The sequence below is a fragment of the Alteromonas sp. CyTr2 genome, assembly GCF_947311905.1.
GTDB lineage: Bacteria > Pseudomonadota > Gammaproteobacteria > Enterobacterales > Alteromonadaceae > Alteromonas > Alteromonas macleodii.
The window spans coordinates 1-23449 of sequence record NZ_CAMZMZ010000002.1 but is presented as its reverse complement, the minus strand read 5'-3'; the positions used below and the strand labels follow the sequence as shown (position 1 = coordinate 23449).

Here is a 23449-nt window from a genome sequence, read left to right as displayed (position 1 = left end):
CCAGTTTTCTGATTACTCTTAAGCGTCAAATGGCAGTCTTGTCCTTTTCTCTTAAAATCAGATACAAGGGGCGTGTCTAAAAGAAAATCCACTCGTCTTTGCATTACGTAACAAATAGTATTAGTGATTACAAAGGCATTTAAATATGAGTTTAACTCGTTCCATGGGCTTTTCCTGTCCTTACTGTATGGCCCCAAATGATGTTGAAATAGATGAAATTAACGATGTTGGCCAAGTACAGGTGCTCGACTGCCAAGTGTGTTGTCAGCCCATTGAGCTTACTGCTTATCAGCACGGTGATGACATTCAGATAGAGGCAGAAAGAGAGAATGACTAAGCAGTTTACCCGCGGTGATATAGACGCCCTTGCACAGCGCTACCGCGCAAACCTAATCAATAGTTTGTCTGGTTTTAAATCGGCGACTTTGGTGGGTACAACAAACGGCGTTACAAACAATTTGGCTATAGTGAGCTCTATTGTTCATGTCGGTGCAAACCCGCCTCTCATTGGCATGATCATGCGTCCACATACCGTCACGCGAGATACGTTGAGCAATATAAAACAGCAGGGCTTTTATACGCTAAATCACGTGGCTGTTGACTGGGTCGACAAAGCCCACCAAACATCAGCCCGCTATGCGCCAGATGAAAGTGAATTTGAAGCCGTTGGGTTAACCGCGCAGATCAGTGAGTCCTTCAGTGCGCCGTATGTCAAAGAAAGTGAAATTAAAATGGGCTTAAAAGTAGCACAGCATTTTACTTTGCTTAATGAAACCGAAATGGTTATCGGCGAGATCCAAGAGCTCTACGTTCCTGAGCAAATAATAGATTCAGACGGCTATGCTGATATAGAGCAAGCGCAAACGGCCTGTATCTCAGGCCTAGACAGCTACCACAGCACACAACGAATTGCGCAATTTGCGTATGCAAAGCCCGTTGTAAAGTTAACCGTGAAGTGAACTAATAAACTGTCCAGCGGTCTTACATTCAATACTTAAGGTTGTAACTCTGAAGTTTATTTAATCTGGATCAAGCGAAAATGCGACATTTCGTTCGATCTTTTTTCAAAAAGAGATAGTATTTAAAAATGAAACAAAACCTGCCTCTTTGGGCAGGTTTTTGCGTTTAAGGCACTGAATAAAAAAGAATCATTATCGTTTCTATCTCTTAAGGAGAATGTTATGAAATCTGTAAATCGCCGTGACTTTTTAAAGCTTTCTGGCTCGACAGTTATCGGTCTTACATTAGGTGGTGTAGCGTTACGTGCTCAGGCTCAAGAACAATTGAGTGCTGATGACCCTACTGCAAAAGCACTGAACTACACACCGTCGTCAACTGTTGAAGGTGCAAAATGCGCAAACTGCATGTACGTGCAGGGCGCCGATGGCGAACAACACCGCCCTTGTAACATTTTCCCTAATAAGCTTGTTAACGCTGATGGCTGGTGTAGCGCTTGGGTGAAAAAGCCTGGCTAACCAATCGAAAGAAAAGACGTTCAAAAGCCCTTGAGTTAAACCAAGGGCTTTTTTCGTTTCTGTTGAGGCGAAATACGATTATGTATCCTCATTTCCCGCTAGCGAACTACGTCAATTCCGTCTTCGATACCTTTTAGCGCTGGGTTGTCAAAACGTGTAGGCAGAAGGCCAGGCTTAATGAAGAAGCCGTGTTTTGCTTCAAAGACTCTACCTATTTTCAACACGCTTTCGTCTTGCCACTTTCCACCAATAAAGCTAATTCCCACAGGAAGATCTTTCACCTGTCCAGCGGGCACTGTGAGATGCGGATATCCTGCAATTGCGGCCAAATACCCGATACCGATAAAACCGACAGGCGAATGGTCACCATATACGCCGTCTATTAAAAAAGAAGGGCTGTTTGAGGGCGCAACTAGTACATCAACATTGTGCTTTACTAACAACGTATCAATACCATTTTTGCCCGCCGTGTCTTGAATAAGGCGCAGTGCATTTTGATACTTTTCGCTGTCAATGGCTGCCGACGCGAGCGATTTTTCGAAAATGTCTTGATTGAATAACGCTAACTCGCGCTCTGTTTTGTTATTGAAATCGATAAGCTCAGACAAGTTCCTTGCAGGGAGCTCTGCCGGCGACCCCGACAAGTATTCGTTAATACTATGATGGAACTCGCTCAGCAGAACATTATAAGAGTCAGCCCAAAATGAATCTGGCTGAGAGAAGTCACTGATGTCCACCAACGTAGCGCCCGATGCTTTTAGCTGATTCAACGCCTTTTCATATACGGCGAGTACATGAGGATTATCGCCTTGGCGGTACCTAACCACACCAATTCGCTTACCTTTTAAATCGGTAGCAAGCATGGACGATGCGGGCATAGCTGGACGATGAGAGTCTGCATCTAGCGTAGCGTTATCGCTTGCATCTGTGCCTGCCATAATTGACGTCATCAGCCAGGCATCTTGAACGTTAGATGTCATTGGACCCGCGGTGTCTTGACTGAAAGATATAGGCACTATGTGAGTTCTTGAAAGTAAACCCACTGTTGGTTTAAAGCCTACTACACCGTTTATAGACGCGGGACATATAATAGAACCATTGGTTTCAGTGCCCACAGCAAGAGACGCCAAACGAAGCGACATTGCCGCCCCTGAGCCTGATGACGAGCCACACGCACTTCTTGATAGTATATGTGGGTTTCGGGTAAGCCCACCCACAGCGCTCCAGCCACTCACCGAAGACTCTGAACGAAAGTTAGCCCACTCAGACAAATTGGTTTTACCCAAAATAATTGCCCCTGCCGCTTTCAGTTTTTCTACGATAGGCGCATCGCGACCAGTGTCATTAGTAATAAGCGCCATTGAGCCGGCTGTGGTGGGCATCTCTTTACTTTCGATATTATCTTTTAGCAGCACGGGAATACCTGCCAGAGGGCCCAGCGTCTCGCCATTCGCTAGTTGTTTATCGATGGCCTTCGCTTCGGTCAGCGCGTTAGGGTTCAACGCTAAGACGCTATTTACCTTTTCATCTAGCCGTTCGATTCGCGCAAGATAACCGCTAACGAGCTCAGCAGATGTCGTGTCGCCACTCGCAATAGCTTGCGCCTGAACGTGAGCAGGCTTATCTAACCATTGCTCAATCTTATCTGTATGATTTGCTTGAGACACGCATGCAGTGCATAGCACGACTACGGCCAGCAAAAAACCCTGTTTCAACATAAACCTTTCCTTAACGTATGATCCTAGCGCCTGTTACTCCTTCTTATTATGCAGCTTTTGACGGCAATAGAAGGTAACGTAATGTTAGTTTCTTATACGTTGAATCAGAAATAGTTCACTGTCTAAGAATTATTTTGCCGTTTCCGCTACGGAAAGCTTATGAAGGAGGTTATCGAGCTTATATTCATCAAGCAGTAACTGATACCGCCCATCTTCAATAAATAGCCGAAGGGTGGCGTTGAACTTGGCTCTTAGCGCAGGGTCGGGGATTGCAGCACTGTAAGGCGATATAGGAAAAAGCTCATGAAAGACGGTTGCGTCTTCGGCATAAGCACTGTTTGCAGATTTGAAGTAGTTGAAAATATTTCTATCGAGAATGGCAACATCGACACTGCCGCGCATCAGCATGTCCACTTGACGATCTTGTCGTGCCATTTCTATATAGGTAGTTTGCGATGCGAGAGTTCGCCCAAAGTCCTCACCTAGTACCGATTGAGCGGTTTGAAAAGCAATGACGCTTTTACCTTTCAAATCGTCGATACTGTCTATCGTCAGTTCTCTGTCTGCCCGTGTTACCACGACGTTCTGATAGATAATATATGGCTCAGATAAAATGCTTTGATCGACCGTGTGTGCAGGATTAAGGGTAAGTCCAATGTCAACGGCGTCATCTTTTAATAACCTTGCCGTACGCCCGAAAGGAACATAAATAGGCGACAATCCATATCCCATTTCAGCAAGGATCGCCCGCACCAAGTCAACTTCAAAGCCGGTGTGCTCTTGTGAAATAACGTATGGAGGCTTGTTCCAGCCTACAACCACATCTAGCTCTTTCGCGCTAAGCGGTATGATAAAACACAGTAAACAAACAGCAGATAAAAGTGCGCGCATACAACAGATGAACCAGACTATAAATTAAACGATACCCTTCTCATAATATAAACTTATATTAGAATTTCACCAGTCGACAAAAGGTTAGTTTTTCTCGAGGCTTACGTAATCAATTGAGCAGCCAAGTTTTATTGGGTACTTGAGAGCCTGTTGAGAACCAAAGTGGTTAGATTTGATCATGCCTCTGTAAGCATCGCGTTTTCATTTACTGAAAGCTTTTCGCTTGCCTGCATTTTGTTTACTGCCAAGCAAAGGTACAATAATGCGCAAAGGTCTCAATGAACGATAACTATGGCTTGGCTACAACTTCGAATTAATACCTCCTCTGAACATGCAGAATCAATAGGCGACATGCTGACGGCCAACGGCTCACAAGCAGTGACCTATGTGGATGCGAAAGACACCCCTATGTACGAGCCCAAGCCGGGTGAAGTGTTACTGTGGCCCGATACACAAGTCGTCGGCTTATTTGAAGCTGATGCCGATATGAAAGGCATTCTTCAGCGCTTGGGTAAAGCCAAAGTCTTGGGCCCTGATTTTAAATATAAGCTTGAGCCACTTGAAGACAAAGACTGGGAGCGAGAGTGGATGGATAACTTCCATCCCATGCAATTTGGCGAGCGATTGTGGATATGCCCAAGCTGGCGCGATGTTCCCGATCCAAACGCCGTTAACGTAATGTTAGACCCAGGTCTTGCCTTTGGTACTGGCACGCACCCTACCACTGCGCTTTGCTTGCGCTGGCTTGACGGCATAGAGATGACGGATAAAACCGTCGTCGATTTTGGCTGTGGCTCTGGAATATTAGCGTTAGCTGCGCTGAAGTTAGGCGCTAAGCGCGTCATCGGCATTGATATCGACCCACAAGCGCTACAAGCAACAAAAGAAAATGCACGACGCAACGGCGTTGAAGACCGTTTGGATGTATACCTTCCTGAAGACCAGCCTGAGCTTGAAGCCGATGTCGTGATGGCGAACATCTTGTCAGGTCCATTACTAGAACTTCAAAGCGTTATTACAAATTACTGCAAGCTAGGCGGTTTGTTAGTTCTTTCTGGCATTTTGGCGGAGCAAGTTACGCGCATAGAAGAAGCGTACGCTAACGATATTACTCTTGAACCCAGTGCCATTGATGGTGAATGGGCGAGAGTGTCGGGCAAAAAACACTAAGTTTGAGCGATAAACCGACCAGTCGGTGAAAATTACGCCCAGTTAGAATAGTGTGTTTTCGGTAAACCACCTCAAAATTGCGACGAAAATTTGTACGACAAAGCACGTTGCCGCCTAATTAATTGTTAATTTTTTTCACATTACAGCCCTTTCAAATCGGGGGCTGTAAGACTTTCGTACAATATTTAAACTAAAAATCGACGTTAGCTTACTAATGTGACAGATTTTTTTCACTGTCAAGACCACGGAGTGAAATTTTGTGCGATTTTTAGCCTTTTCAAGCCTTGCGAAAACACGTACACTTAGCGCCCCGTTTTAGCCGGGTGTATATTTTCTGTGCAGTTTTAGATGGCGAGCTATACATTTTACAATGCGAATTGGACCTTACGAGTTAGAAAACAATTTGATGTTGGCCCCCATGGCTGGCGTAACAGACAGACCGTTTCGCCAACTTTGTAAGCGCTTAGGTGCAGGGCTTGTTGTTTCAGAAATGCTTTCGAGTAACCCGAAAGTTTGGAACACAGCTAAATCACAAGCGCGTATGAATCATGAGGGTGAAGAAGGCATTCGCTCTGTACAGATAGCTGGGGCTGATCCTGAGCTTATGGCTCAAGCAGCACAATTTAATGTTGAGAACGGTGCGCAAATCATCGATATCAACATGGGTTGTCCTGCTAAAAAGGTTAATAAGAAGCTAGCAGGTTCTGCATTGCTTCAATACCCAGACACAGTGGAAGCGATTATTAAAGCAGTAGTTAATGCTGTTGATGTACCCGTGACACTAAAAATTCGTACCGGCTGGAACCCAGAAAATCGCAATGGGGTAGAGATTGCCCGCATTGCAGAGCAAAACGGCATACAGTCGCTTGCTGTTCACGGCAGAACACGAGCTTGTATGTATAAAGGAGAAGCTGAATACAGCACCATACGTCAAATAAAGGCGGCAATTTCAATTCCTGTTATTGCAAATGGTGATATTACTTCTCCAGAGAAAGCACAAGAGGTGCTGAATTACACCGGTGCAGATGGCGTAATGATAGGTCGCGGCGCGCAAGGTAAACCTTGGATATTTAAGCAAATCCAACATTATCTTGAAACGGGCGAGAACCTACCAGCACCGCCGCTGTCAGAGTTATATGAACTCTTGCATGAGCACGTAGCCAATGTGCAGGACTTTTATGGCGACATAGCCGGTGTGAGAATTGCCCGTAAGCACGTGGGCTGGTATCTCGCGGAGCACGATACGGATCGTCAGTTTCGTAAAACGTTTAACGCTATCGATGATGCGAATGAGCAACTCGATGCACTAAATGCATATTTTCAAGCGCTGCAGACACGAGAAACCCGACAGATTTCTCCCGCAGCATAGTGATGACTAACTTAAGAGCAACACAGTATTATGTTCGATCAAAACGTGACTTCACCTTTTACTACTACAGTAACTACGCCTTCACAAACGCAAGCTCAAAAGCCACTGCGTGACTCTGTAAAGCAAGCGGTTAATAAGTACCTTAAGCAATTGGATAACGCAAACATCGATAACCTGTACGAAATGGTACTGGCTGAAGTTGAAGCGCCGCTGCTAGAAGAAGTCATGACTTACACACGCGGCAATCAAACCCGCGCTGCCATCATGATGGGCATCAACCGTGGCACACTTCGCAAGAAGCTTAAGCAATACGGCATGAACTAAGATTCCAAGGGCTTTGCCCACCAAAGAGCACCAATCGGTGCTCTTTTTGTTTCAACACTACAACATTAGAAACTTAAAATTTATGCAAACACCAAAACCAATTAAACGTGCTCTCCTTAGTGTCTCTGATAAAACCGGTATCCTCGATTTCGCGACAGCGCTGCATAACGCTGGCGTAGAACTTCTGTCGACGGGCGGTACTGCTAAACTTCTCGCTGACGCTGGCTTACCTGTTAAAGAAGTGTCTGATCACACAGGTCACCCAGAAATTATGGCTGGCCGCGTTAAAACCCTTCACCCGAAAATTCATGGCGGTATCCTTGGTCGTCGCGGTACCGATGAAGCAGTGATGGAAGAACACAGCATTGCGCCGATCGACCTTGTGGTGGTTAACCTTTACCCGTTTGCTGCTACCGTGGCAAACGAAGACTGTACGCTAGAAGATGCGATTGAAAATATTGATATCGGTGGGCCAACGATGGTTCGCGCTGCAGCGAAAAACCATAAAGATGTCACTATTGTTGTTAATGCGGCGGACTACTCTCGCGTGCTTGCAGAGATGAACGACAACAATGGCTCGTTAACGTACAACACCCGTTTTGACCTTGCGATTAAAGCGTTTGAACATACGGCCGAATACGACGGCATGATTGCAAACTACTTTGGTGCTCGTTTAGACAGCACAGGTTGTGAAGCAGACTGTGACCACCAGCACAGTGAATTCCCACGTACCTACAACATGCAGCTTACTAAGAAGCAAGACCTTCGCTATGGCGAAAATAGCCACCAAGAAGCGGCATTCTATGTTGAAAACAATGTTCAAGAAGCGTCTGTGGCTACCGCTACTCAGCTTCAGGGTAAGGAACTGTCATTCAACAACATTGCTGACACGGATGCGGCGCTTGAGTGCGTAAAAGAATTCGAAGAGCCAGCATGTGTAATCGTTAAGCACGCTAACCCATGTGGTGTGGCCATTGGCGATGATATTTTAAGTGCCTACGACCGTGCGTTTAAAACTGACCCAACATCAGCATTTGGCGGAATTATCGCGTTTAACCGCGAGCTTGATGCGAAAACGGCGCAAGCGATTGTTGACCGTCAATTTGTGGAAGTCATTATTGCGCCGACAGTAAGCGATGAAGCGAAAGAAGTAGTAAGTGCGAAGAAAAACGTACGTCTTCTAGCATGTGGTGACTGGGCTGGTCAGCTAACTGAAGGTTATGACTTTAAGCGCGTAAACGGCGGTTTATTAGTACAAGAGCGCGACTTCGGCATGGTTGAAATGGAAGACCTAGAAGTTGTGACTAAGCGTAAGCCAAGCGAAGATGAACTACGCGACCTTATGTTCTGCTGGAAGGTAGCAAAATACGTGAAGTCTAACGCGATTGTTTACTGCAAAGACGGTATGACGGTAGGCGTGGGCGCAGGCCAAATGAGCCGTGTTTACTCTGCAAAAATTGCAGGTATTAAAGCAGCTGATGAGAACCTTGAAGTTGCAGGCTCTGTAATGGCGTCTGATGCATTCTTCCCATTCCGCGACGGTATCGACGCTGCAGCTGAAGCAGGTATTAAAGCAGTCATTCAGCCAGGCGGCTCTATGCGCGACCAAGAAGTCATTGATGCCGCTGACGAGCACGGCATTGCGATGGTGTTCACGGGTATGCGCCACTTCCGTCACTAATAAGTATTTACGCAATACCTTTTAGTGCAGGCTTAGTGAGGGACACCAACACCTAAGTTAAACACGCAGTAAAGTGGCATTTAGTGGCTTTACTGTGTGTTTGTTATTTTTCCTTAACCCTTTTAAATACGCAGACTCGAGGTCATTTGCTTGGTTGTAGTGAAATCTCATCGAAGCGACAGAGTTGCGAATTATTCTGCTAAGGCGTAAGTGCAAATAGGGGTTAGCTGATAGGCTTGATCTGACCCGTGGTAATTTGTAGTAATAGTGTTATGTTATTCGCCTACCCTCGACAGAAAAAGGAAATAAGAATGAAAAAGTTAGCCCAATATGTGTTAGCCGCAACCCTAGGTGTAAGTGCTACTTATGCCAGCGCAGATGCGATTTCTGATGCCGCAATGAGCGATATCCGCTCTGCTAGTGCAAAAGTACGCGATGAGTACCGTAATCCTCAGCAAACACTGCGCTTTTTTGGCCTTACCCCAGACATGACTGTGGTAGAAATCTCTCCCGGTGGTGGTTGGTACGCCGACATCCTTTATTCTGTTGTAAAAGATAACGGTAAGTATGTAGCTGCTCACTTTTACGTTGATGATGAAACCAGCGGTTACTTTAAAAAATCGGTAGAAGACTTCAAAGAAAAAATGAAGCCGGGCATGAAGTACGAAGGTGCTGAGCTTACTGCATTCGACCCAATCAAAGCGTTAGATATTAGCGACGCAGGTAGTGCCGATATGGTGCTGACGTTTCGCAACGTACACAACTGGTATATGCGTCACGGTGACGAGGGTATCGACAATGCATTTGGCGCATTTTTCAAAGCGCTTAAGCCAGGTGGCGTACTGGGCGTAGTGGAACATGAGCTTCCTGAAAGCGCAGATGATGAAGCAATGAAGAAAAGTGGCTACATGAAGCGTTCTTACGTTGTGGCTGCCGCCGAAAAAGCAGGCTTTGTGCTTGAAGCAAGCAGCGATGTCAACGCTAACCCAATGGATACTGCCGACCACCCGAAAGGTGTGTGGACGCTACCTCCACGTTTGGCGCTAGATGATCAAGATCGCGAAAAATACATGGCGATTGGCGAGAGCAATCGCATGACGCTAAAATTCACCAAACCAAAATCATAAAATTAAACACTCAAAACGGAACAGTTAATGAACGTACTTGTAATTGGCGGCGGTGGCCGCGAACACGCGCTAGCGTTTAAAGCAGCGCAGTCTTCTGATGTTTCAACAGTATTTGTAGCACCTGGCAATGCCGGCACAGCTACAGAACCTAAGCTTGAGAACGTAGCTATCGATGTAAATGATATTGCTGGCTTGGTTTCTTTTGCTCAGGGCAACGATGTTGAGCTTACTATTGTAGGCCCAGAAGCGCCGCTAGTTGCAGGTGTTGTAGATGCGTTCACAAACGCTGGTTTAATGATTTTTGGCCCCACTCAAGCTGCCGCGCAGCTTGAGGGCTCTAAAGCTTTTACCAAAGACTTTTTGGCTCGCCACAACATTCCAACGGCCGAGTATCAAAACTTCACAGAAATTGACCCAGCTATTGCCTATGTGCGAGAGAAAGGCGCGCCGATTGTAGTAAAGGCTGACGGTCTTGCTGCGGGTAAAGGTGTTATTGTTGCGATGACCCTTGAAGAAGCGGAAGACGCTATCCGCGACATGCTGGCAGGTAACGCGTTTGGCGAAGCCGGCAGCCGCGTAGTTATTGAAGAATTCCTAGACGGTGAAGAAGCGTCGTTCATTGTCATGGTAGACGGCAAAAACGTACTTCCTTTTGCCACCAGCCAAGACCACAAGCGTGCTGCTGACGGTGACAAAGGGCCGAACACAGGCGGAATGGGTGCTTATTCTCCGGCTCCGGTTGTAACGCAGGACATTCACGACCGTATTATGCAAGAAGTGATTATGCCAACAGTTAACGGCATGGCTGCTGAAGGCAACGACTACGTTGGCTTTTTATATGCTGGCCTTATGATTATGGCTGATAGCACTCCAAAGGTAATCGAATACAACTGTCGCTTTGGCGATCCGGAAACCCAGCCAATCATGCTGCGCTTAAAGTCTGACTTGGTTCCACTTTGCCAAGCAGCGTGCAAAGGCGAACTTGCTGGTAAAACGATTGAGTTTGATGAGCGCGCGTCGGTAGGTGTTGTGCTTGCCGCTGGCGGCTATCCAGGCAGCTATGATAAAGGCGACGTGATTACTGGTTTCGAAGAAGCCGCTAAGTTAGACGGAAAGGTTTTCCATGCAGGCACCGCCCTGCAAGATGGCGAAGTGGTAACCGCAGGTGGCCGCGTACTTTGCGCTACAGCTTTGGGTAACAACGTTACCGAAGCGCAGCAAAAAGCCTACGAGCTACTAAAAGCCATTCAGTTTAAAGATGTGTACTACCGCACTGATATCGCGCACCGTGCGATTGCGCGTGAAGCTGAAGCCAAGTAGCCGAAAGCCTCATAGAAAGTGCTAAATGAACGCAGCGTAATGCTGCGTTCTTACATAATTACGAAAAGCCAGGGTGTGAATTCTACGCCCCCCACTTTTACTCTTACCACTTACTCACCATGCTAACGTGCAGCAAAAGCAGAAATCGTAGTTTCCCAGCTACATATCACTGCTTAACCTGATACTAACGCTCAACACAAAAGAAAACTCGCGCTCAGTACATAGGCAATAAGGTATTGAATTTCACATTGAGTCTGATTTGGTACTTGCCGATAGTACTGTATACATTATAAATCTTTAATTTACTGACCTTCTCCATATGTTGCAGCGCATACAAGAACCTGTATGGTATTGGTATCAATCCGCATAGATGATTAACCACTTAGCGAGATTTAATAAGCTCAGGTAGTCCGCTTAAAAAGCGTATTATTTCATTCTAATAAAAGAGGTATCACCTGATGTCGAACACTAAACTTATAGCTGTGTTGCTTGTAGCAGTAGTGGCGAGTACCGCAGCGTGGTTCGCCTTTTTTGCCAAAGAATCTGCTCCAGACTTTACTGCTTATGCCGCCGGCCCCGACCGAAAAGCGGCATTTTTTGAGTATTTCACTCCTATTGTAGTCGAGGTGAACAAAGAGCTAGCCACCGACAGGGAGCAAATTCAAAGTTCATGCAACGCGGATGAAGCAGGCAATCTAGACCAGTTCCTGACAAAGTTTCGTGTTGACGATGCTGACCTTGAACAGGAGTCAGCCTGCGAGGTTTTGTTAAGGCGTGCCGACATTGTTCCTGCGTCGTTAGCAATTGCACAAGCAGCGAATGAAAGTGCATGGGGTACCTCTCGTTTTGCAAAATTAGGGAACAACTTTTTTGGTCAGTGGTGCTTCTCTAAGGGCTGCGGTATCGTTCCAAAATCGCGTGACACTAACAAAAATCATGAAGTTGCTGATTTCCGTTCGCCTGCCGACTCAGTAGAAAGCTACATGCTAAATTTAAACACCCACGATGCTTACAAACCATTGCGTAACATTCGCCAATCCTTACGTGAAGACGACAAGGCTGTCACCGGGGTCGCGCTTAGCTATGGCTTAGGGAAGTATTCTGAGCGTGGCGATGAATATGGAAAAGAAATACGTGAGATGATCAGTTTTAATAAACTTGCAGTGCTGGACAAGTTAGATCTGAATAAGCAGGAAGGCGAAGACAATTAACTCAACCAGCTAGATCGTGACGAGCTCTGTTGCGCATTTTTTTTATCGCCAAATGGCATGGCTTTTAGTCAAGGTGAGTGAATGCAGTTTAAAAGGAGTGGCATTTCTGCGACTCCTTCCAATTACGCGCAGCAAGTCAATCAATTAAAGTAGCGACAAGTTATGGTTCACTGCTTTATCAGCTTCACCTTTCCAAACACCGACGCATCTTTATACCCCAAGTTTTTATCGCCGTTTACTGGGGTGATCTCATGAGAGCCTAAAAAGTGCTCTCTGTCGCCACCATCTGCATCGCAATAGGCAAGCATAAAGCCCAGTGTCATACCTCCTTTTAAGGTGACAGGCGAATTGTCTTTTCCGTGTTGATAGCTATCATCAAATACACGTACCGCTGCTTCCCAATGAATCTTATGCGGCGCCGATATATCTCGCTGCCATTTGTTCTCTACGTGATCGTTGTAGAGTTGTGGTACAGCCTCTCCTGCTTCATTTGGACCTATATCAACAACCTGATTATCTAACGCTAAGTGATAGGCAAACGCATTGTAGTTATTAAGGTGATCGCCACCAGAGGCATCAGCATCAATGAAAATTTCTAAACAATCATCATCCCAATAACGTTCAAGGGGATTGGCATAGGTATCTGAGAGGTGATCGTCTTGTATTTCTGCCAACAGATACAGCGCATCCTTGTTCCATCGCAGTTTATATCGACCAGAAAAATCACCGGACTCAGGAGCCGAGCCCCACATAAGCGACGTCATTTCATGCCAATCGCCCCCTTTCCATGCAGCGTCATTGGCTACACCATCTATAACAGGTGGCGTTGATGAAAAAAGTACGCTGTCAGATTTAGCTTGTGCCGTGGGCACAGACATAGCCACAAGCAGTGCCGAGGTTAGTACTGCCCCTAAATGTTTTGCACTTTTCAATTGGATACGCTCTTTGTTTGCTTATTTGTATTTTAAACTACCATGTTTTGACCCCATCCGCGCTTGAAAATAGCGCCGAACACCTCCTTCTTTTTTAGAAGCATTACCAATTTGCAACGGTAATTGGTATAAAAAGGACATTCGTTCCCTCACTACCATGGCTATGTCATTTCAAAACGCGTGCTATCACATCCTTGCGCCTGCCAGCGAGGCTCACGAGTACAAAAAGCTCAGCAAAATATTTGATGTATTTCTTATCGCGTTAATTATCGTAAATGTTGTCGCTATGATGCTGGAAACAGTGCCGGGTATCCCTGCCATTTGGCAGTACGAACTTCATATAATCGAAGTGGTTTCAGTACTGATATTTACCGTTGAGTACTTTTTTCGTTTATACGGCAGCGCATCGGCCCCAAACCGCCCTAATCACGAACGTACAACGACATGGCAAAAGCGCTGGACCTATTTGAAAAGTCCCATGGCGCTCGTCGACCTAATGGCAATTCTGCCTTTTTACTTAAGCGTTTTCGTGGCGTTCGATTTACGTATTTTGCGAATCTTCCGGGTAATGCGAATTCTAAAAATTGGGCGCTATTCGCGCTCTATGCAAACTCTCGTTACCGTATTGCGCAACGAGTCTCACAGCCTTATTGCGGCGTTAAGCGTACTTTTGTTGTTCACGATTATCGCCGCCACCTGTATTTACTACATTGAACATGCTGCTCAGCCCGATGTTTTTAGCAGTATTCCCGCTTCATTGTGGTGGGCACTCGTCACGCTGACCACGGTGGGCTATGGTGACGCCGTTCCTATAACTGCATTGGGTAAAATATTTGGCGGCCTCATAACTATAATGGGTATTTGTTTTTACGCCCTACCAGCGGGTATTTTATCTTCTAGCTACACGTCGCAGATGCAGCTAAAACGCGATAGGTTTAAAGACACAGTAAGAAGCGTTTTGGACGACGGAAAGTTGAGTGAGCACGATGTGCACCACCTAGAACATGTTCGCGCACTTCTGGATTTAGATGAAGAAGAGGCAAAGCTAATTGTGCGCCTATTGCAGCACCATCACAAACGGCTAGATGAGTGATTATACGCAGGCTGGAGCGAAAGCAACTCCCAAGAATCGAGTGGTAAGCGCTTATACCTCCCCTTGATTCTTAGCTCACATCAGCTTATAACTAGTACCCGTCATTTCCAAAAAGAATTCCTATGTCTGTCAAACACCCTATTATTGCTATAACAGGTTCTTCTGGCGCGGGTACTACTACCACGACCAACGCTATACGTCATATTTTCAGGAACTTAAGTGTTAATGCTGCGGTTGTAGGAGGCGATAGTTTTCACCGTTTTACCCGCCCGGAAATGGAAGTGGAAATTCGCAAAGCCCAAGAACAAGGCAGACATATCAGCTACTTTGGCCCTAAAGCCAACGACTTTGAGCTACTGGAATCCCTGTTTAGGGAATACGGCAGCTCGGGTACAGGACAGTTTAGACAATACCTTCACACGTTCGATGAAGCCGTGCCTTTTAACCAAATGCCCGGCACCTTTACACCTTGGCAAGATTTACCCAAAAACACTGATTTGCTGTTCTATGAAGGTTTACATGGCGGTGTAAAAACGGAAGAAAATGACGTAGCAAAACATGTAGATTTACTGGTCGGCATGGTGCCGATTGTAAACTTAGAGTGGATCCAAAAGATTGTACGCGACACCACTGACCGAGGACATTCTCGTGAAGCGGTAATGAGCAGCATAGTGCGAGGACTGGACGACTATTTCCACTACATCACGCCACAATTTTCACGCACCCACGTTAACTTCCAGCGCGTACCAACCGTTGATACCTCCAACCCCTTCAGTGCACGGGAAATTCCAACCCAAGATGAAAGCTTTGTGGTTGTGCGCTTTAGACGGGAAATGAAGACTGTGGACTACCCCTACCTCCTTCAAATGATCGACGGCGCGTTTATGTCTCGCATCAACACCTTGGTTGTACCCGGCGGAAAGATGGGCTTAGCCATGGAGCTCATTTTAACTCCGCTCCTTGAAGACATCTTAAATAAAAAGCGTAGAGCTGGTCATCAGATGGATTGGTTGAGCAGCGACGAGTAAGCCCAATATACATCGCTTCTATAGGCATATATTTAAAACAGTAAGTCGTAATGGCTCATGCCCTGCGTCAATCTAGGTTCTATTCGGAAACTTTCCTGGTTTAGCTTCTTGATTTAGTTTCTCGACCTAGTTTTTGACACAGCAGGCTCCTATTATGACCACAATTAAAAGCCAACAAATTTGGGTAGACCAGCAAAACCTTGCCAACACTAACGTTGTTACCCGCGATATAAACATCAGCGACTTACAGCAAGACGAAGTATTGCTTGAGACAGACAGCTTTGGCTTTTCTGCCAACAACATCACCTATGCTGCACTGGGTTTTAAAATGGGCTATTGGGGCTTTTTCCCTGCAAAGAGTGAGAATGACGTTGATGAAGCACATGGCTTCGGTATTGTGCCCGTTTGGGGCTTTGCTACCGTTAAGGCGTCTTGTCATAGCGATATCAAAGTAGGTGAAAAGGTGTTCGGCTACCTGCCTATGGCTAGCCATTGGGTGATAAAAGCTGGAAAAGTTGCCCCTCACGGTTTTTCAGACATCCACGAAAAACGGAAGAGCATTAGCCCTGTTTACGATCAATATCTTCGCTGTGCCGCCGACCCCGGCTACGACAAAAACCGCGAAGCATGGCAGCTTAATTTTAGACCCCTTTATATGACTTCGTTTGTGCTCGATGACTATGTGGCAGAGAAAGCAAACAATGAAACCTTACTGTTGTCGAGCGCTTCGAGTAAAACCGCACTGGGTACAGCGCAACTACTTAAAGACCAAAAAGCCTCTCGAAACGCAAGCTATAAGGTGGTTGGGCTAACCTCGAAACAAAACGTGGATATGGTAAAAGCGTCCGGTTGCTACGATGAAGTGTATAGCTATGACGAACTCTCAGCCCTAAGTAGCGAAGGCAATAGCAGTAAAAGCAGCGATGCGCGCTACTGGCTGCTTGATTTCGCTGCCAACGGTACGTTGATTAATGACCTTACCAAGCAGCTTGGCGACAGCCTGAGCGACGTTACACTCATTGGTGCGACAGATTGGAAAGCCCAAGAGAAGCCCAACCCCAAATTGCTCAATGCAGAGATATTTTTCGCGCCAGCTCGCGTGAAACTGCGCCAACATGAATGGGGGCACGAGGCCTTTTTGGCAAAATACGCAGCGCATGGAAACGCTTCGCAGAGAAAGTGAGCGATCAGTTTTATGAGCAATCGCACCGCGGAGCTGATGCTATAACGCAGTTATATTTAGAAACGCTTAATGGAACGGCGCAAACAAAAGCCCTTAACGTCGTCACTTTTGATTAGCGCCCCTTAAGGATTACAACTTGAACTGCTGATGTGTTGTTGCAGTGCCTACGTTTTGTACAGCTTGTAATCAACGGCAGTTCTCAATAAGTTTAGGGAGGAGAAATGCTTAACTGCCTCCTTTTCTCTAAAGCTTGCTGGGCCTTTGCTGGGTCTTTACTGGGTCATTGCCGGATTTTGCTGTACATAAAAGAGCAACAGGCCCTAGACACTATTTGTAACAAACATCCCCTGCCTTTTACGCTTTTCTCGCTTTTGTATTTCACATCTTGTGGTTATAGTGAAACAAAAGTAAAACGAAAGGTATGAGTATGGGTCAGGAAACCTCTAAAATTCTCGTTGTTGATGATGACATGCGTCTGCGCAGCCTATTAGAGCGCTATTTGCTTGAGCAGGGCTATCAAGTTCGCAGTGCGGCTAACGCAGAACAAATGGACAGACTGCTTGAGCGCGAGAATTTTCACTTAATGGTTTTGGACCTTATGCTACCTGGCGAAGACGGCTTGTCTATATGCCGCAGATTGCGCCAGCAAGAAAACGACATGCCCATTATTATGCTTACTGCAAAAGGCGATGAAGTTGACCGTATTATCGGCCTTGAAATGGGCGCAGACGATTATTTGCCTAAACCATTTAACCCACGCGAGCTACTAGCACGCGCTAAAGCGGTATTGCGCAGACGCAGCAGCGAAGCGCCGGGCGCGCCGTCTAAAGATGTGCAAATTGTGGAATTTGGCAATTACAAACTGAACCTTGCCACCCGAGAAATGACAGCAGGCGATACACCTTTAACCCTGACAAGCGGTGAGTTTGCGGTATTGAAATCTCTGGTTACTCACCCACGTGAGCCTTTGTCACGAGACAAACTGATGAACCTAGCGCGTGGTCGCGACTACAGCGCATTAGAGCGCAGTATTGACGTTCAGGTTTCACGCTTACGAAGAATGCTTGAAGAAGACCCTGCCAACCCTCGTTATATACAAACTGTATGGGGATTGGGCTACGTATTCGTGCCTGATGGCGAACAAGTTTAGCACCTATGACTGATACGGCGGGCTCTACCGTCTTGGCCTGTGCGCAAGTGAAGTATGTTTACTCATGACCCCTAATTATGCGTTTACCTACTGCCATTCCAAACTCTGGCTTATGATTCAAAGCGACGGCATGTTATGCGTTTAATTCCCAAAAGTGCATTTGGCCAAACCGTCATGCTTATTGGCGTGCTGTTGCTTATTAATCAGATTGTGTCCTACATCTCTGTTACCTATTACTTTATTCAGCCCAGCTACCAACAAATTAACAGCTTATTGGCCACCCAAGTAAAATCTGTGCTCGCCAACGACTTGTTGGTGACTAACCAAGAAACCCGCGACCGCTATTTTCAAAAAACCCAGGTACAGGTCTTTGACGAAAGCGTTGCCAAACAGAATGGATTAGAGAGCGCCGTATACTATAGCTATATTTCTTCTCAGGTTAGCGAGCAGCTCCGGCAGCTTGCAGATGTGCGCATTAGCACCACCACGCAGGCCAGTGACGAAAATGCGCCATACATTGTTTGGATATCTCTGAACCGCTACCCAGATACGTGGATCTCTATTCCTATTTCAGGACTTAACGAAGCAAATATATCCCCTCTGACTATGTACTTGATGGTAATTGGCATATTGAGTGTGGCCGGGGGCTGGTTGTTTGTAAGACGCATGACTCGCCCGTTGTCAGCCCTGCAAAAAGCAGCAATAGCGGTGGGTAAAGGCGAGCACCCGGCGCCGCTTCGCGAACAAGGCAGCACCGAAATGATTCAGGTTACTCGGGCGTTTAACCGTATGAATCAGGGTATTAAGCAGCTTGAGAATGACCGAAATATTATGACAGCAGGTATTTCTCACGACTTGCGCACACCGCTTACCCGTATTCGCCTAGCCTCAGAAATGCTACCGGAAGATCAAGATTGGATAAAAGACGGTATTGTAAATGACATAGAAGACATGAACGCCATCATCGATCAGTTCATTGACTATGCGCGCTACGACACCGAAGAAGTCACTCAAGAAACTGATTTAAACGCGATTATTGCAGAGCTGGTACAAGCCAGACATTTAGACGACAAGCACCACATCGAACTCAAACTCAACGCCATTCCTCCGCTGTCACTTCGGCGAATTGCAATGAAACGCGTGATCGACAACCTCATCGAAAATGCTTTCAAGTACGGCTCGGACGATATTGCAATTAGCAGCTTTTACAATCGTCACGAAAAGCGCGTGTATTGCAAAGTACGCGACTTTGGCCCGGGAATACCGGAAGCGGAGCTCGACGGTGTATTCATGCCGTTTGCACAAGGCGACAAAGCCCGCAATTCGTCAGGTTCAGGCCTTGGCCTTGCCATAATAAGGCGAATTGTAGAAGCTCACGATGGTGAGGTGACGTTGCGAAATCATCCTCAGCAGGGCTTGGTCGCAGAGTTTTATTTACCCTATCAAACCCATTAAGCCCAAAAACACTACACGGATTGGTATTAACTTCTGTGGTACTTAATTTTTCGGCTGTATCCATAAGACGCCAACCACAGCACGCAGCCGCCAAGTGGGATCACCCAAAACGCCGTAGTAAGTGGCGCGAAGTTCGCCCATAGTCCGGTAGAAAACGATGCCACTTGCACGCCAGTAGAGTTACCGATAATAGAAATACCAGAAAGTACTGGGCCGTTGTCACTGTCGATATTCATTGCCGCAGAAAGTGCTAACGGGAAGAGCCCACCTAGCCCTAAGCCAAGCAGTAAGTTACCAGCGCCAATCCCATAAAATGAAGGCATTAGTTTCAGTGCAAATACACCCGCTAGCGAGGCTGTTGCCATGATTACAATCATGCGGTGCACCGATACAAATCGCAGTAAAAACGGGAAGGTAAGGCGGCTTATCACCATACCAGCGGTAAAGAACGCCAGTAAGTTTCTCGACTGCTCGCCAGTAAAGCCTAAGCCGTTTTGCGCATAGCTTACAAACCAGTTCGCGTTACCGAACTCTACGGCACCATAGCCAAAGGTAAGCAAAGTTAGAAATATGAAAACAGGCTGCTTAATAATGACCCCAAACGCCAAGGTCTTTTTAGGCGCTTTAGGCTGACCTTTAAGTACTTTTGCCTGAGAGCGCGCCGCAATAAATGCGTAGCACGAAAGCACAATCATAACGCCTGCCAACACCTGAATAGGTAAACGCCAGTTGTGCTCAACAAGGTATAACAGCGTTACAAAGAACGACGCCGCAAAAGTTCCTAAACTGAACATAAAATCCATTAAGCCCATCATAGTAAAGCGCTTTTCTGCGTACATTCGTGCAATAAGCGTGTGGCCAATAGTAAATATTGTTGAGCTCACCACACCGATTAATACCGCTAACACCAAAAACCACTGCCAAGCGGTAAGTACTGACACAAGCAGCAACAGCGCCGTATTCATACTGAATAACGTGGCTAATAGCGGCATATACTCAAAGCGACTGGCATACTTGCCACCAATCACAGCGCCTAACATCATGCCTACAGAGAAGAGCGAAAAAAGTGCGCCACTGACTACTTCAGACATTTGCAGATCGGCTGCAATATCTGGCAGTAATATTCCCCACAAGAGAAACAATTTACCAATTAGAAAAAAACCAGCGAAAATAACGATGGTGGCAGGAAGTCGGCTCATTTAGGCTCCATGGCTGATATCAGTAGAAAGACATCCGATTTAGGCGTGAGGGCACAGTGTAGTTATGCCCTTGACCACAAAGTGAACCTTTTGAGGGCGCTGACCTTTACTGTGCAAGAAAGAACAGCAGCCCTTAATTATCACATAATCACTACCTTTACAGATTGCTGATAATCGCAAGAAATTGCAAGTGAAAGCGTTTTCCCTTTTTCATCCCACATTACAGGCACGCTCCTGCCATCAAGTGAAACACTCTGTGGTTTTTCGCTTAAACCGTGCACGACGTAAGTGATGTCTCGCTGCTTAGGCATACCTATATAGCTGCCTTCGCTATCAAGCGTCAGGGTTAATGCGGCCTTTTCGTCTAATGACGCACTGAGCAGTAGTTTGGTGTACAAGCCTTTTTTGACAGACGCTGGATTTTTGCCGTCATCCTCGTAATAAGTATATGAAGATGAATTCACTGAATTGTCATGCCAGTAATGCATTTCTATTTTACGGGCATCAAACTGCTCTGTGCGGCTAAGCCCGTCTGCCATTGGCATAAAGCTTCCCGCTTTTACCCACACTGGGTAATTATCTTGGCTTAGCGGGTAGTTAACGGTTTGACCACCTTGGTATTTCGTATCAGAGAAAAAATCAAACCATACGCCTTCGGGTAACTTGGTCGGCCACACCGTTTGGTTAGCGCTCGTCACAGGCGAAACTAACAGACCATCGCCCCACAGATAACTGTCTGCATTTTCAAACCAATCGCTTTCACCGTACGCCATAGCTAACGGACGCATTAATGGCGTACCGTAAAGCGCATTTTCAAAGGCCAATGAATAGTTATAAGGCAGCATGTCATAGCGAAGTTGGATAAACTTGCGCGCAATAGACTTTACGGGGTCGGCGTGGAAAATTGGCTCCGGCGCAATATTATCTTGAGCGTGGGGCCTAAATACCGGTGAAAAGGTACCGAACTGAAGCCATCTTGTATAAAGCTCGGGATCAAAGGTTTCGCCTCCAGCAAACCCACCTAAGTCGGAATGGGTATACGCCATTCCAAAAACACTCATTTGAAGTGCCAACTCTACCTGAGGTTTAAGTCCGCCCCAGCTTCGACTCACATCGCCTGTCCACGGCACCATTCCGTACCGTTGACTGCCCAAAAATCCTGAACGCATCAGCACAAAGGGGCGCGTATCAGGCTGAAGCTCTGTTAAGTTGTTATACACGGTTTTCGCCCACTGATGACCGTAGGCATTGTGCACTTCTGCGCCGCTTACTTTTGTAGACTGCCACATGTGCTGAATATCATCAGGATGCACTTCTGGCTCACCCAGGTCGCCCCACCAGCCTGCAACACCCTGTGCAGCAAGCTTTTCATAGTATTGCCAAAACCAATTTTGACCCGCTTCACTGAACACATCGACAAGGCCGGTATTGCCAAAATAAAAATCGAAGGTATACGGCGCACCGTTATCGTTTTGAGCAAGGGCATTATTGGCAACGGCGCTTTCCCATTGTTTTGACGTCGTGAGAATAAAAGGCTCGGTTATAAGCACGGTTTTCACGTCTTGAGCGCGTAGCTCACTAATCATTTTCTCGGGTTCAGGGAAAGTGGCGGCGTCCCAACTTAAGTTCCCCATGTGCCCCTTAATGTCTTTGCCAAACCAATATAAATCTAGCACTACGGCGTCAACGGGAATATCTTGCGTATTAAAGGCATCGACAACATCCATCACCTCATTTTGAGATTTATAGCCAAATCGAGATGCAAAGTTACCCAGCAGCCAACGCGGCGGAACCGGCTGTTTTCCCGTAACTGCTACGGTATTCGTAACCGTGTCTTCTAAATTTTCACCCAACACCATGATGTAGCTAGCACGGCCGCCTTGTGCCTTAAATAGCAACTCGTCGCTGTTCGTTTTGCCAATATCTAGCTCACCAGAAGCGGTGTTATCGAACAATACGCTGTAATTTTTTGACGACATCACAGCCGACAAACCAAAGTACATCTGATTTGAAGACGTGGTGTAGCCATAGTGTGCTTTGTTATATAGCGGCATGCTATGACCACGACGATCCATACCTAAAACGCGCTGGCCGCCACCGTAGAGTTTTTCGTTTTTATCTAACGCAAACGACAGGCTGACGCCGTTATCAGAAATGTTTAGCCCATCTTGTTCTTTTGCTACTACTTTGCCGTTTACCGAGTAACTGATAACGTGCGTTGATTTATCGACATGTGCAGAAATATTATTGAATTTCAAGGTAAGCGTTGTTGCGGTTTCTTCTAGCTCAACATCGCCTGCGATATCTTTTGTAACTGCACTCGTGGCTTCCTCAGGAAGTGCCATAGAAGGTAGGTTTGCGTAGGGCGCACCTTTGCCATCGGTAAGGTAGGTTACCTGAAAACTGTTGTTACGCAGCGCCTTTATCTTAAAATCATTAGTATCCGTATCAATGGTAAGCGTTGCGTTTTCAAGTGTTGCTGTTTGAACTTCCGCTAGCGCATTTGCCGAAAAGAGTGCAAAACCCGCACATGCCAGTGATACACGCAGTTGCCTGTCTATCATACTTAAAACCTTTTTTATGCTTCGATGCGAAGCGCGCTTAATTAAAGCCTACTTGTGTAAGGTGAATGATAGCCAGTGCATTGCTCAACTTAAATAAACATACGTATTCATAATGTTAAATTTGTTAACAACAATTGCTTTATTAATGATTATCTCTTTGGCTCACTTACTGATATAAAAAGATGTATAAACAGGGAGTCTATTAATCATTGGAGAATACTTCGTTATGCCTTATGCGCCGATGCCAACCTTTCCTAATAAAGTTAATCTAAAGCGAAATGAATGATGCGATGGATGTTGTTTGGTGTCATTACATCTTTATTTGGGTTTTATTGCTTTGTCAGATTATTTCAGCCTAGCGCATTTATTCATGTTGGAGATAATACCGTCGCTTTAGCGACAGTATTTATTGACTCCAGTTGGGACATCCAACAATCGGGATTTGATCGCGAAGAGTTATTTGAGGTTGTCAGTAAACATAATGACGTGGTCAACCAAAATTGACCAACCCAGTTAAGCTACTTTTTTCAATTTCTTCATGTCCGCCTCATATTGATTT

General features: G+C 46.1%; 19 protein-coding genes and 1 pseudogene. 15 read left to right on the top strand and 5 right to left on the bottom strand.

Annotated elements, in window-relative coordinates:
* Window positions 1-145: 145 nt before the first annotated feature.
* From QME20_RS01560 to QME20_RS01550, 3 genes are all read left to right on the top strand, one after another.
* Complete coding sequence (locus tag QME20_RS01560; protein WP_014980678.1) at window positions 146-337, top strand: CPXCG motif-containing cysteine-rich protein; 192 nt, start codon at window positions 146-148, stop codon at window positions 335-337.
* On the top strand, window positions 330-959 hold the full coding sequence (locus QME20_RS01555) for a flavin reductase (protein ID WP_049585497.1): 630 nt from the start codon (window positions 330-332) through the stop codon (window positions 957-959). Before QME20_RS01560 ends, QME20_RS01555 begins: the two co-directional genes overlap by 8 nt.
* Before the next feature lie 222 nt (window positions 960-1181).
* On the top strand, window positions 1182-1475 hold the full coding sequence (locus QME20_RS01550) for a high-potential iron-sulfur protein (protein WP_014951285.1): 294 nt from the start codon (window positions 1182-1184) through the stop codon (window positions 1473-1475).
* Between the two features lie 98 nt (window positions 1476-1573).
* Here QME20_RS01550 and QME20_RS01545 read toward each other — a convergent pair whose 3' ends face one another.
* Both QME20_RS01545 and QME20_RS01540 read right to left on the bottom strand, forming a co-directional pair.
* On the bottom strand, window positions 1574-3193 hold the full coding sequence (locus QME20_RS01545; RefSeq protein WP_281715311.1) for an amidase: 1620 nt from the start codon (window positions 3191-3193) through the stop codon (window positions 1574-1576).
* 129 nt (window positions 3194-3322) lie between these two features.
* The gene (locus QME20_RS01540; protein WP_281715310.1) at window positions 3323-4084 is read right to left on the bottom strand and encodes a transporter substrate-binding domain-containing protein; all 762 of its coding nucleotides are present in this window, start codon (window positions 4082-4084) and stop codon (window positions 3323-3325) included.
* Window positions 4085-4375: 291 nt separating this feature from the next.
* Between QME20_RS01540 and prmA the strand changes: the two genes are divergently transcribed.
* From prmA to QME20_RS01505, 7 genes are all read left to right on the top strand, one after another.
* Entirely contained in the window at window positions 4376-5254 is an 879-nt protein-coding gene (gene prmA, locus QME20_RS01535; RefSeq protein WP_281715309.1) for a 50S ribosomal protein L11 methyltransferase, read from the top strand.
* Window positions 5255-5624: 370 nt separating this feature from the next.
* Window positions 5625-6623 carry a tRNA dihydrouridine synthase DusB gene (gene dusB, locus QME20_RS01530; protein WP_014951289.1) on the top strand — a complete coding sequence of 333 codons (999 nt, stop codon included), beginning with the start codon at window positions 5625-5627 and terminating at the stop codon, window positions 6621-6623.
* A 30-nt stretch (window positions 6624-6653) separates the two neighbouring features.
* Window positions 6654-6947, top strand: coding sequence for a DNA-binding transcriptional regulator Fis (fis, locus tag QME20_RS01525; RefSeq protein WP_012520109.1), 294 nt, complete (start codon window positions 6654-6656; stop codon window positions 6945-6947).
* A gap of 82 nt (window positions 6948-7029) precedes the next feature.
* On the top strand, window positions 7030-8628 hold the full coding sequence (gene purH / locus QME20_RS01520; RefSeq protein ID WP_014977764.1) for a bifunctional phosphoribosylaminoimidazolecarboxamide formyltransferase/IMP cyclohydrolase: 1599 nt from the start codon (window positions 7030-7032) through the stop codon (window positions 8626-8628).
* 311 nt (window positions 8629-8939) lie between these two features.
* The gene (locus QME20_RS01515) at window positions 8940-9755 is read left to right on the top strand and encodes a methyltransferase (protein WP_281715308.1); all 816 of its coding nucleotides are present in this window, start codon (window positions 8940-8942) and stop codon (window positions 9753-9755) included.
* Between the two features lie 27 nt (window positions 9756-9782).
* The gene (purD, locus tag QME20_RS01510) at window positions 9783-11075 is read left to right on the top strand and encodes a phosphoribosylamine--glycine ligase (RefSeq protein WP_281715307.1); all 1293 of its coding nucleotides are present in this window, start codon (window positions 9783-9785) and stop codon (window positions 11073-11075) included.
* A 458-nt stretch (window positions 11076-11533) separates the two neighbouring features.
* Window positions 11534-12286: a glucosaminidase domain-containing protein gene (locus QME20_RS01505; RefSeq protein ID WP_281715306.1), complete on the top strand. Its 753-nt coding sequence runs from the start codon at window positions 11534-11536 to the stop codon at window positions 12284-12286.
* A 167-nt stretch (window positions 12287-12453) separates the two neighbouring features.
* Here the strand turns inward: QME20_RS01505 and QME20_RS01500 are convergent, their stop codons facing one another.
* Window positions 12454-13218 (bottom strand): sugar-binding protein, encoded by a 765-nt coding sequence (locus QME20_RS01500; protein ID WP_281715305.1) that lies wholly within the window; start codon window positions 13216-13218, stop codon window positions 12454-12456.
* Between the two features lie 157 nt (window positions 13219-13375).
* Here QME20_RS01500 and QME20_RS01495 point away from each other — a divergent pair, with 157 nt between their 5' ends.
* The 5 genes and pseudogenes from QME20_RS01495 to envZ all read left to right on the top strand — a co-directional run bounded on the left by QME20_RS01495 (window position 13376) and on the right by envZ (window position 19127).
* Window positions 13376-14311 (top strand): ion transporter, encoded by a 936-nt coding sequence (locus tag QME20_RS01495; protein WP_281715304.1) that lies wholly within the window; start codon window positions 13376-13378, stop codon window positions 14309-14311.
* A gap of 122 nt (window positions 14312-14433) precedes the next feature.
* Complete coding sequence (locus QME20_RS01490) at window positions 14434-15339, top strand: phosphoribulokinase (RefSeq protein ID WP_014951296.1); 906 nt, start codon at window positions 14434-14436, stop codon at window positions 15337-15339.
* A 154-nt stretch (window positions 15340-15493) separates the two neighbouring features.
* Window positions 15494-16638: pseudogene (locus tag QME20_RS01485) on the top strand (DUF2855 family protein).
* 311 nt (window positions 16639-16949) lie between these two features.
* Window positions 16950-17672, top strand: coding sequence for a two-component system response regulator OmpR (gene ompR / locus QME20_RS01480; RefSeq protein WP_014951298.1), 723 nt, complete (start codon window positions 16950-16952; stop codon window positions 17670-17672).
* 135 nt (window positions 17673-17807) lie between these two features.
* Window positions 17808-19127, top strand: a complete 1320-nt coding sequence (gene envZ, locus QME20_RS01475) for a two-component system sensor histidine kinase EnvZ (protein WP_014951299.1) — start codon at window positions 17808-17810, stop codon at window positions 19125-19127.
* 26 nt (window positions 19128-19153) lie between these two features.
* Here envZ and QME20_RS01470 read toward each other — a convergent pair whose 3' ends face one another.
* Window positions 19154-20326, bottom strand: a complete 1173-nt coding sequence (locus QME20_RS01470) for an MFS transporter (RefSeq protein ID WP_239257754.1) — start codon at window positions 20324-20326, stop codon at window positions 19154-19156.
* 140 nt (window positions 20327-20466) lie between these two features.
* Window positions 20467-22890, bottom strand: coding sequence for a TIM-barrel domain-containing protein (locus tag QME20_RS01465; protein WP_281715302.1), 2424 nt, complete (start codon window positions 22888-22890; stop codon window positions 20467-20469).
* Between the last annotated feature and the right edge of the window lie 559 nt (window positions 22891-23449).

Coding starts and splice junctions, on each gene's coding strand:
- QME20_RS01465 (WP_281715302.1), bottom strand. CDS start 22,890: ATGATAGACAGGCAACTGCGTGTATCACTGGCATGTGCGGGTTTTGCA.
- QME20_RS01550 (WP_014951285.1), top strand. CDS start 1,182: ATGAAATCTGTAAATCGCCGTGACTTTTTAAAGCTTTCTGGCTCGACA.
- purD (WP_281715307.1), top strand. CDS start 9,783: ATGAACGTACTTGTAATTGGCGGCGGTGGCCGCGAACACGCGCTAGCG.
- QME20_RS01540 (WP_281715310.1), bottom strand. CDS start 4,084: ATGCGCGCACTTTTATCTGCTGTTTGTTTACTGTGTTTTATCATACCG.
- QME20_RS01555 (WP_049585497.1), top strand. CDS start 330: ATGACTAAGCAGTTTACCCGCGGTGATATAGACGCCCTTGCACAGCGC.
- prmA (WP_281715309.1), top strand. CDS start 4,376: ATGGCTTGGCTACAACTTCGAATTAATACCTCCTCTGAACATGCAGAA.
- ompR (WP_014951298.1), top strand. CDS start 16,950: ATGGGTCAGGAAACCTCTAAAATTCTCGTTGTTGATGATGACATGCGT.
- purH (WP_014977764.1), top strand. CDS start 7,030: ATGCAAACACCAAAACCAATTAAACGTGCTCTCCTTAGTGTCTCTGAT.
- QME20_RS01490 (WP_014951296.1), top strand. CDS start 14,434: ATGTCTGTCAAACACCCTATTATTGCTATAACAGGTTCTTCTGGCGCG.
- QME20_RS01560 (WP_014980678.1), top strand. CDS start 146: ATGAGTTTAACTCGTTCCATGGGCTTTTCCTGTCCTTACTGTATGGCC.
- fis (WP_012520109.1), top strand. CDS start 6,654: ATGTTCGATCAAAACGTGACTTCACCTTTTACTACTACAGTAACTACG.
- QME20_RS01495 (WP_281715304.1), top strand. CDS start 13,376: ATGGCTATGTCATTTCAAAACGCGTGCTATCACATCCTTGCGCCTGCC.
- dusB (WP_014951289.1), top strand. CDS start 5,625: ATGCGAATTGGACCTTACGAGTTAGAAAACAATTTGATGTTGGCCCCC.
- QME20_RS01545 (WP_281715311.1), bottom strand. CDS start 3,193: ATGTTGAAACAGGGTTTTTTGCTGGCCGTAGTCGTGCTATGCACTGCA.
- QME20_RS01505 (WP_281715306.1), top strand. CDS start 11,534: ATGTCGAACACTAAACTTATAGCTGTGTTGCTTGTAGCAGTAGTGGCG.
- QME20_RS01515 (WP_281715308.1), top strand. CDS start 8,940: ATGAAAAAGTTAGCCCAATATGTGTTAGCCGCAACCCTAGGTGTAAGT.
- envZ (WP_014951299.1), top strand. CDS start 17,808: ATGCGTTTAATTCCCAAAAGTGCATTTGGCCAAACCGTCATGCTTATT.
- QME20_RS01470 (WP_239257754.1), bottom strand. CDS start 20,326: ATGAGCCGACTTCCTGCCACCATCGTTATTTTCGCTGGTTTTTTTCTA.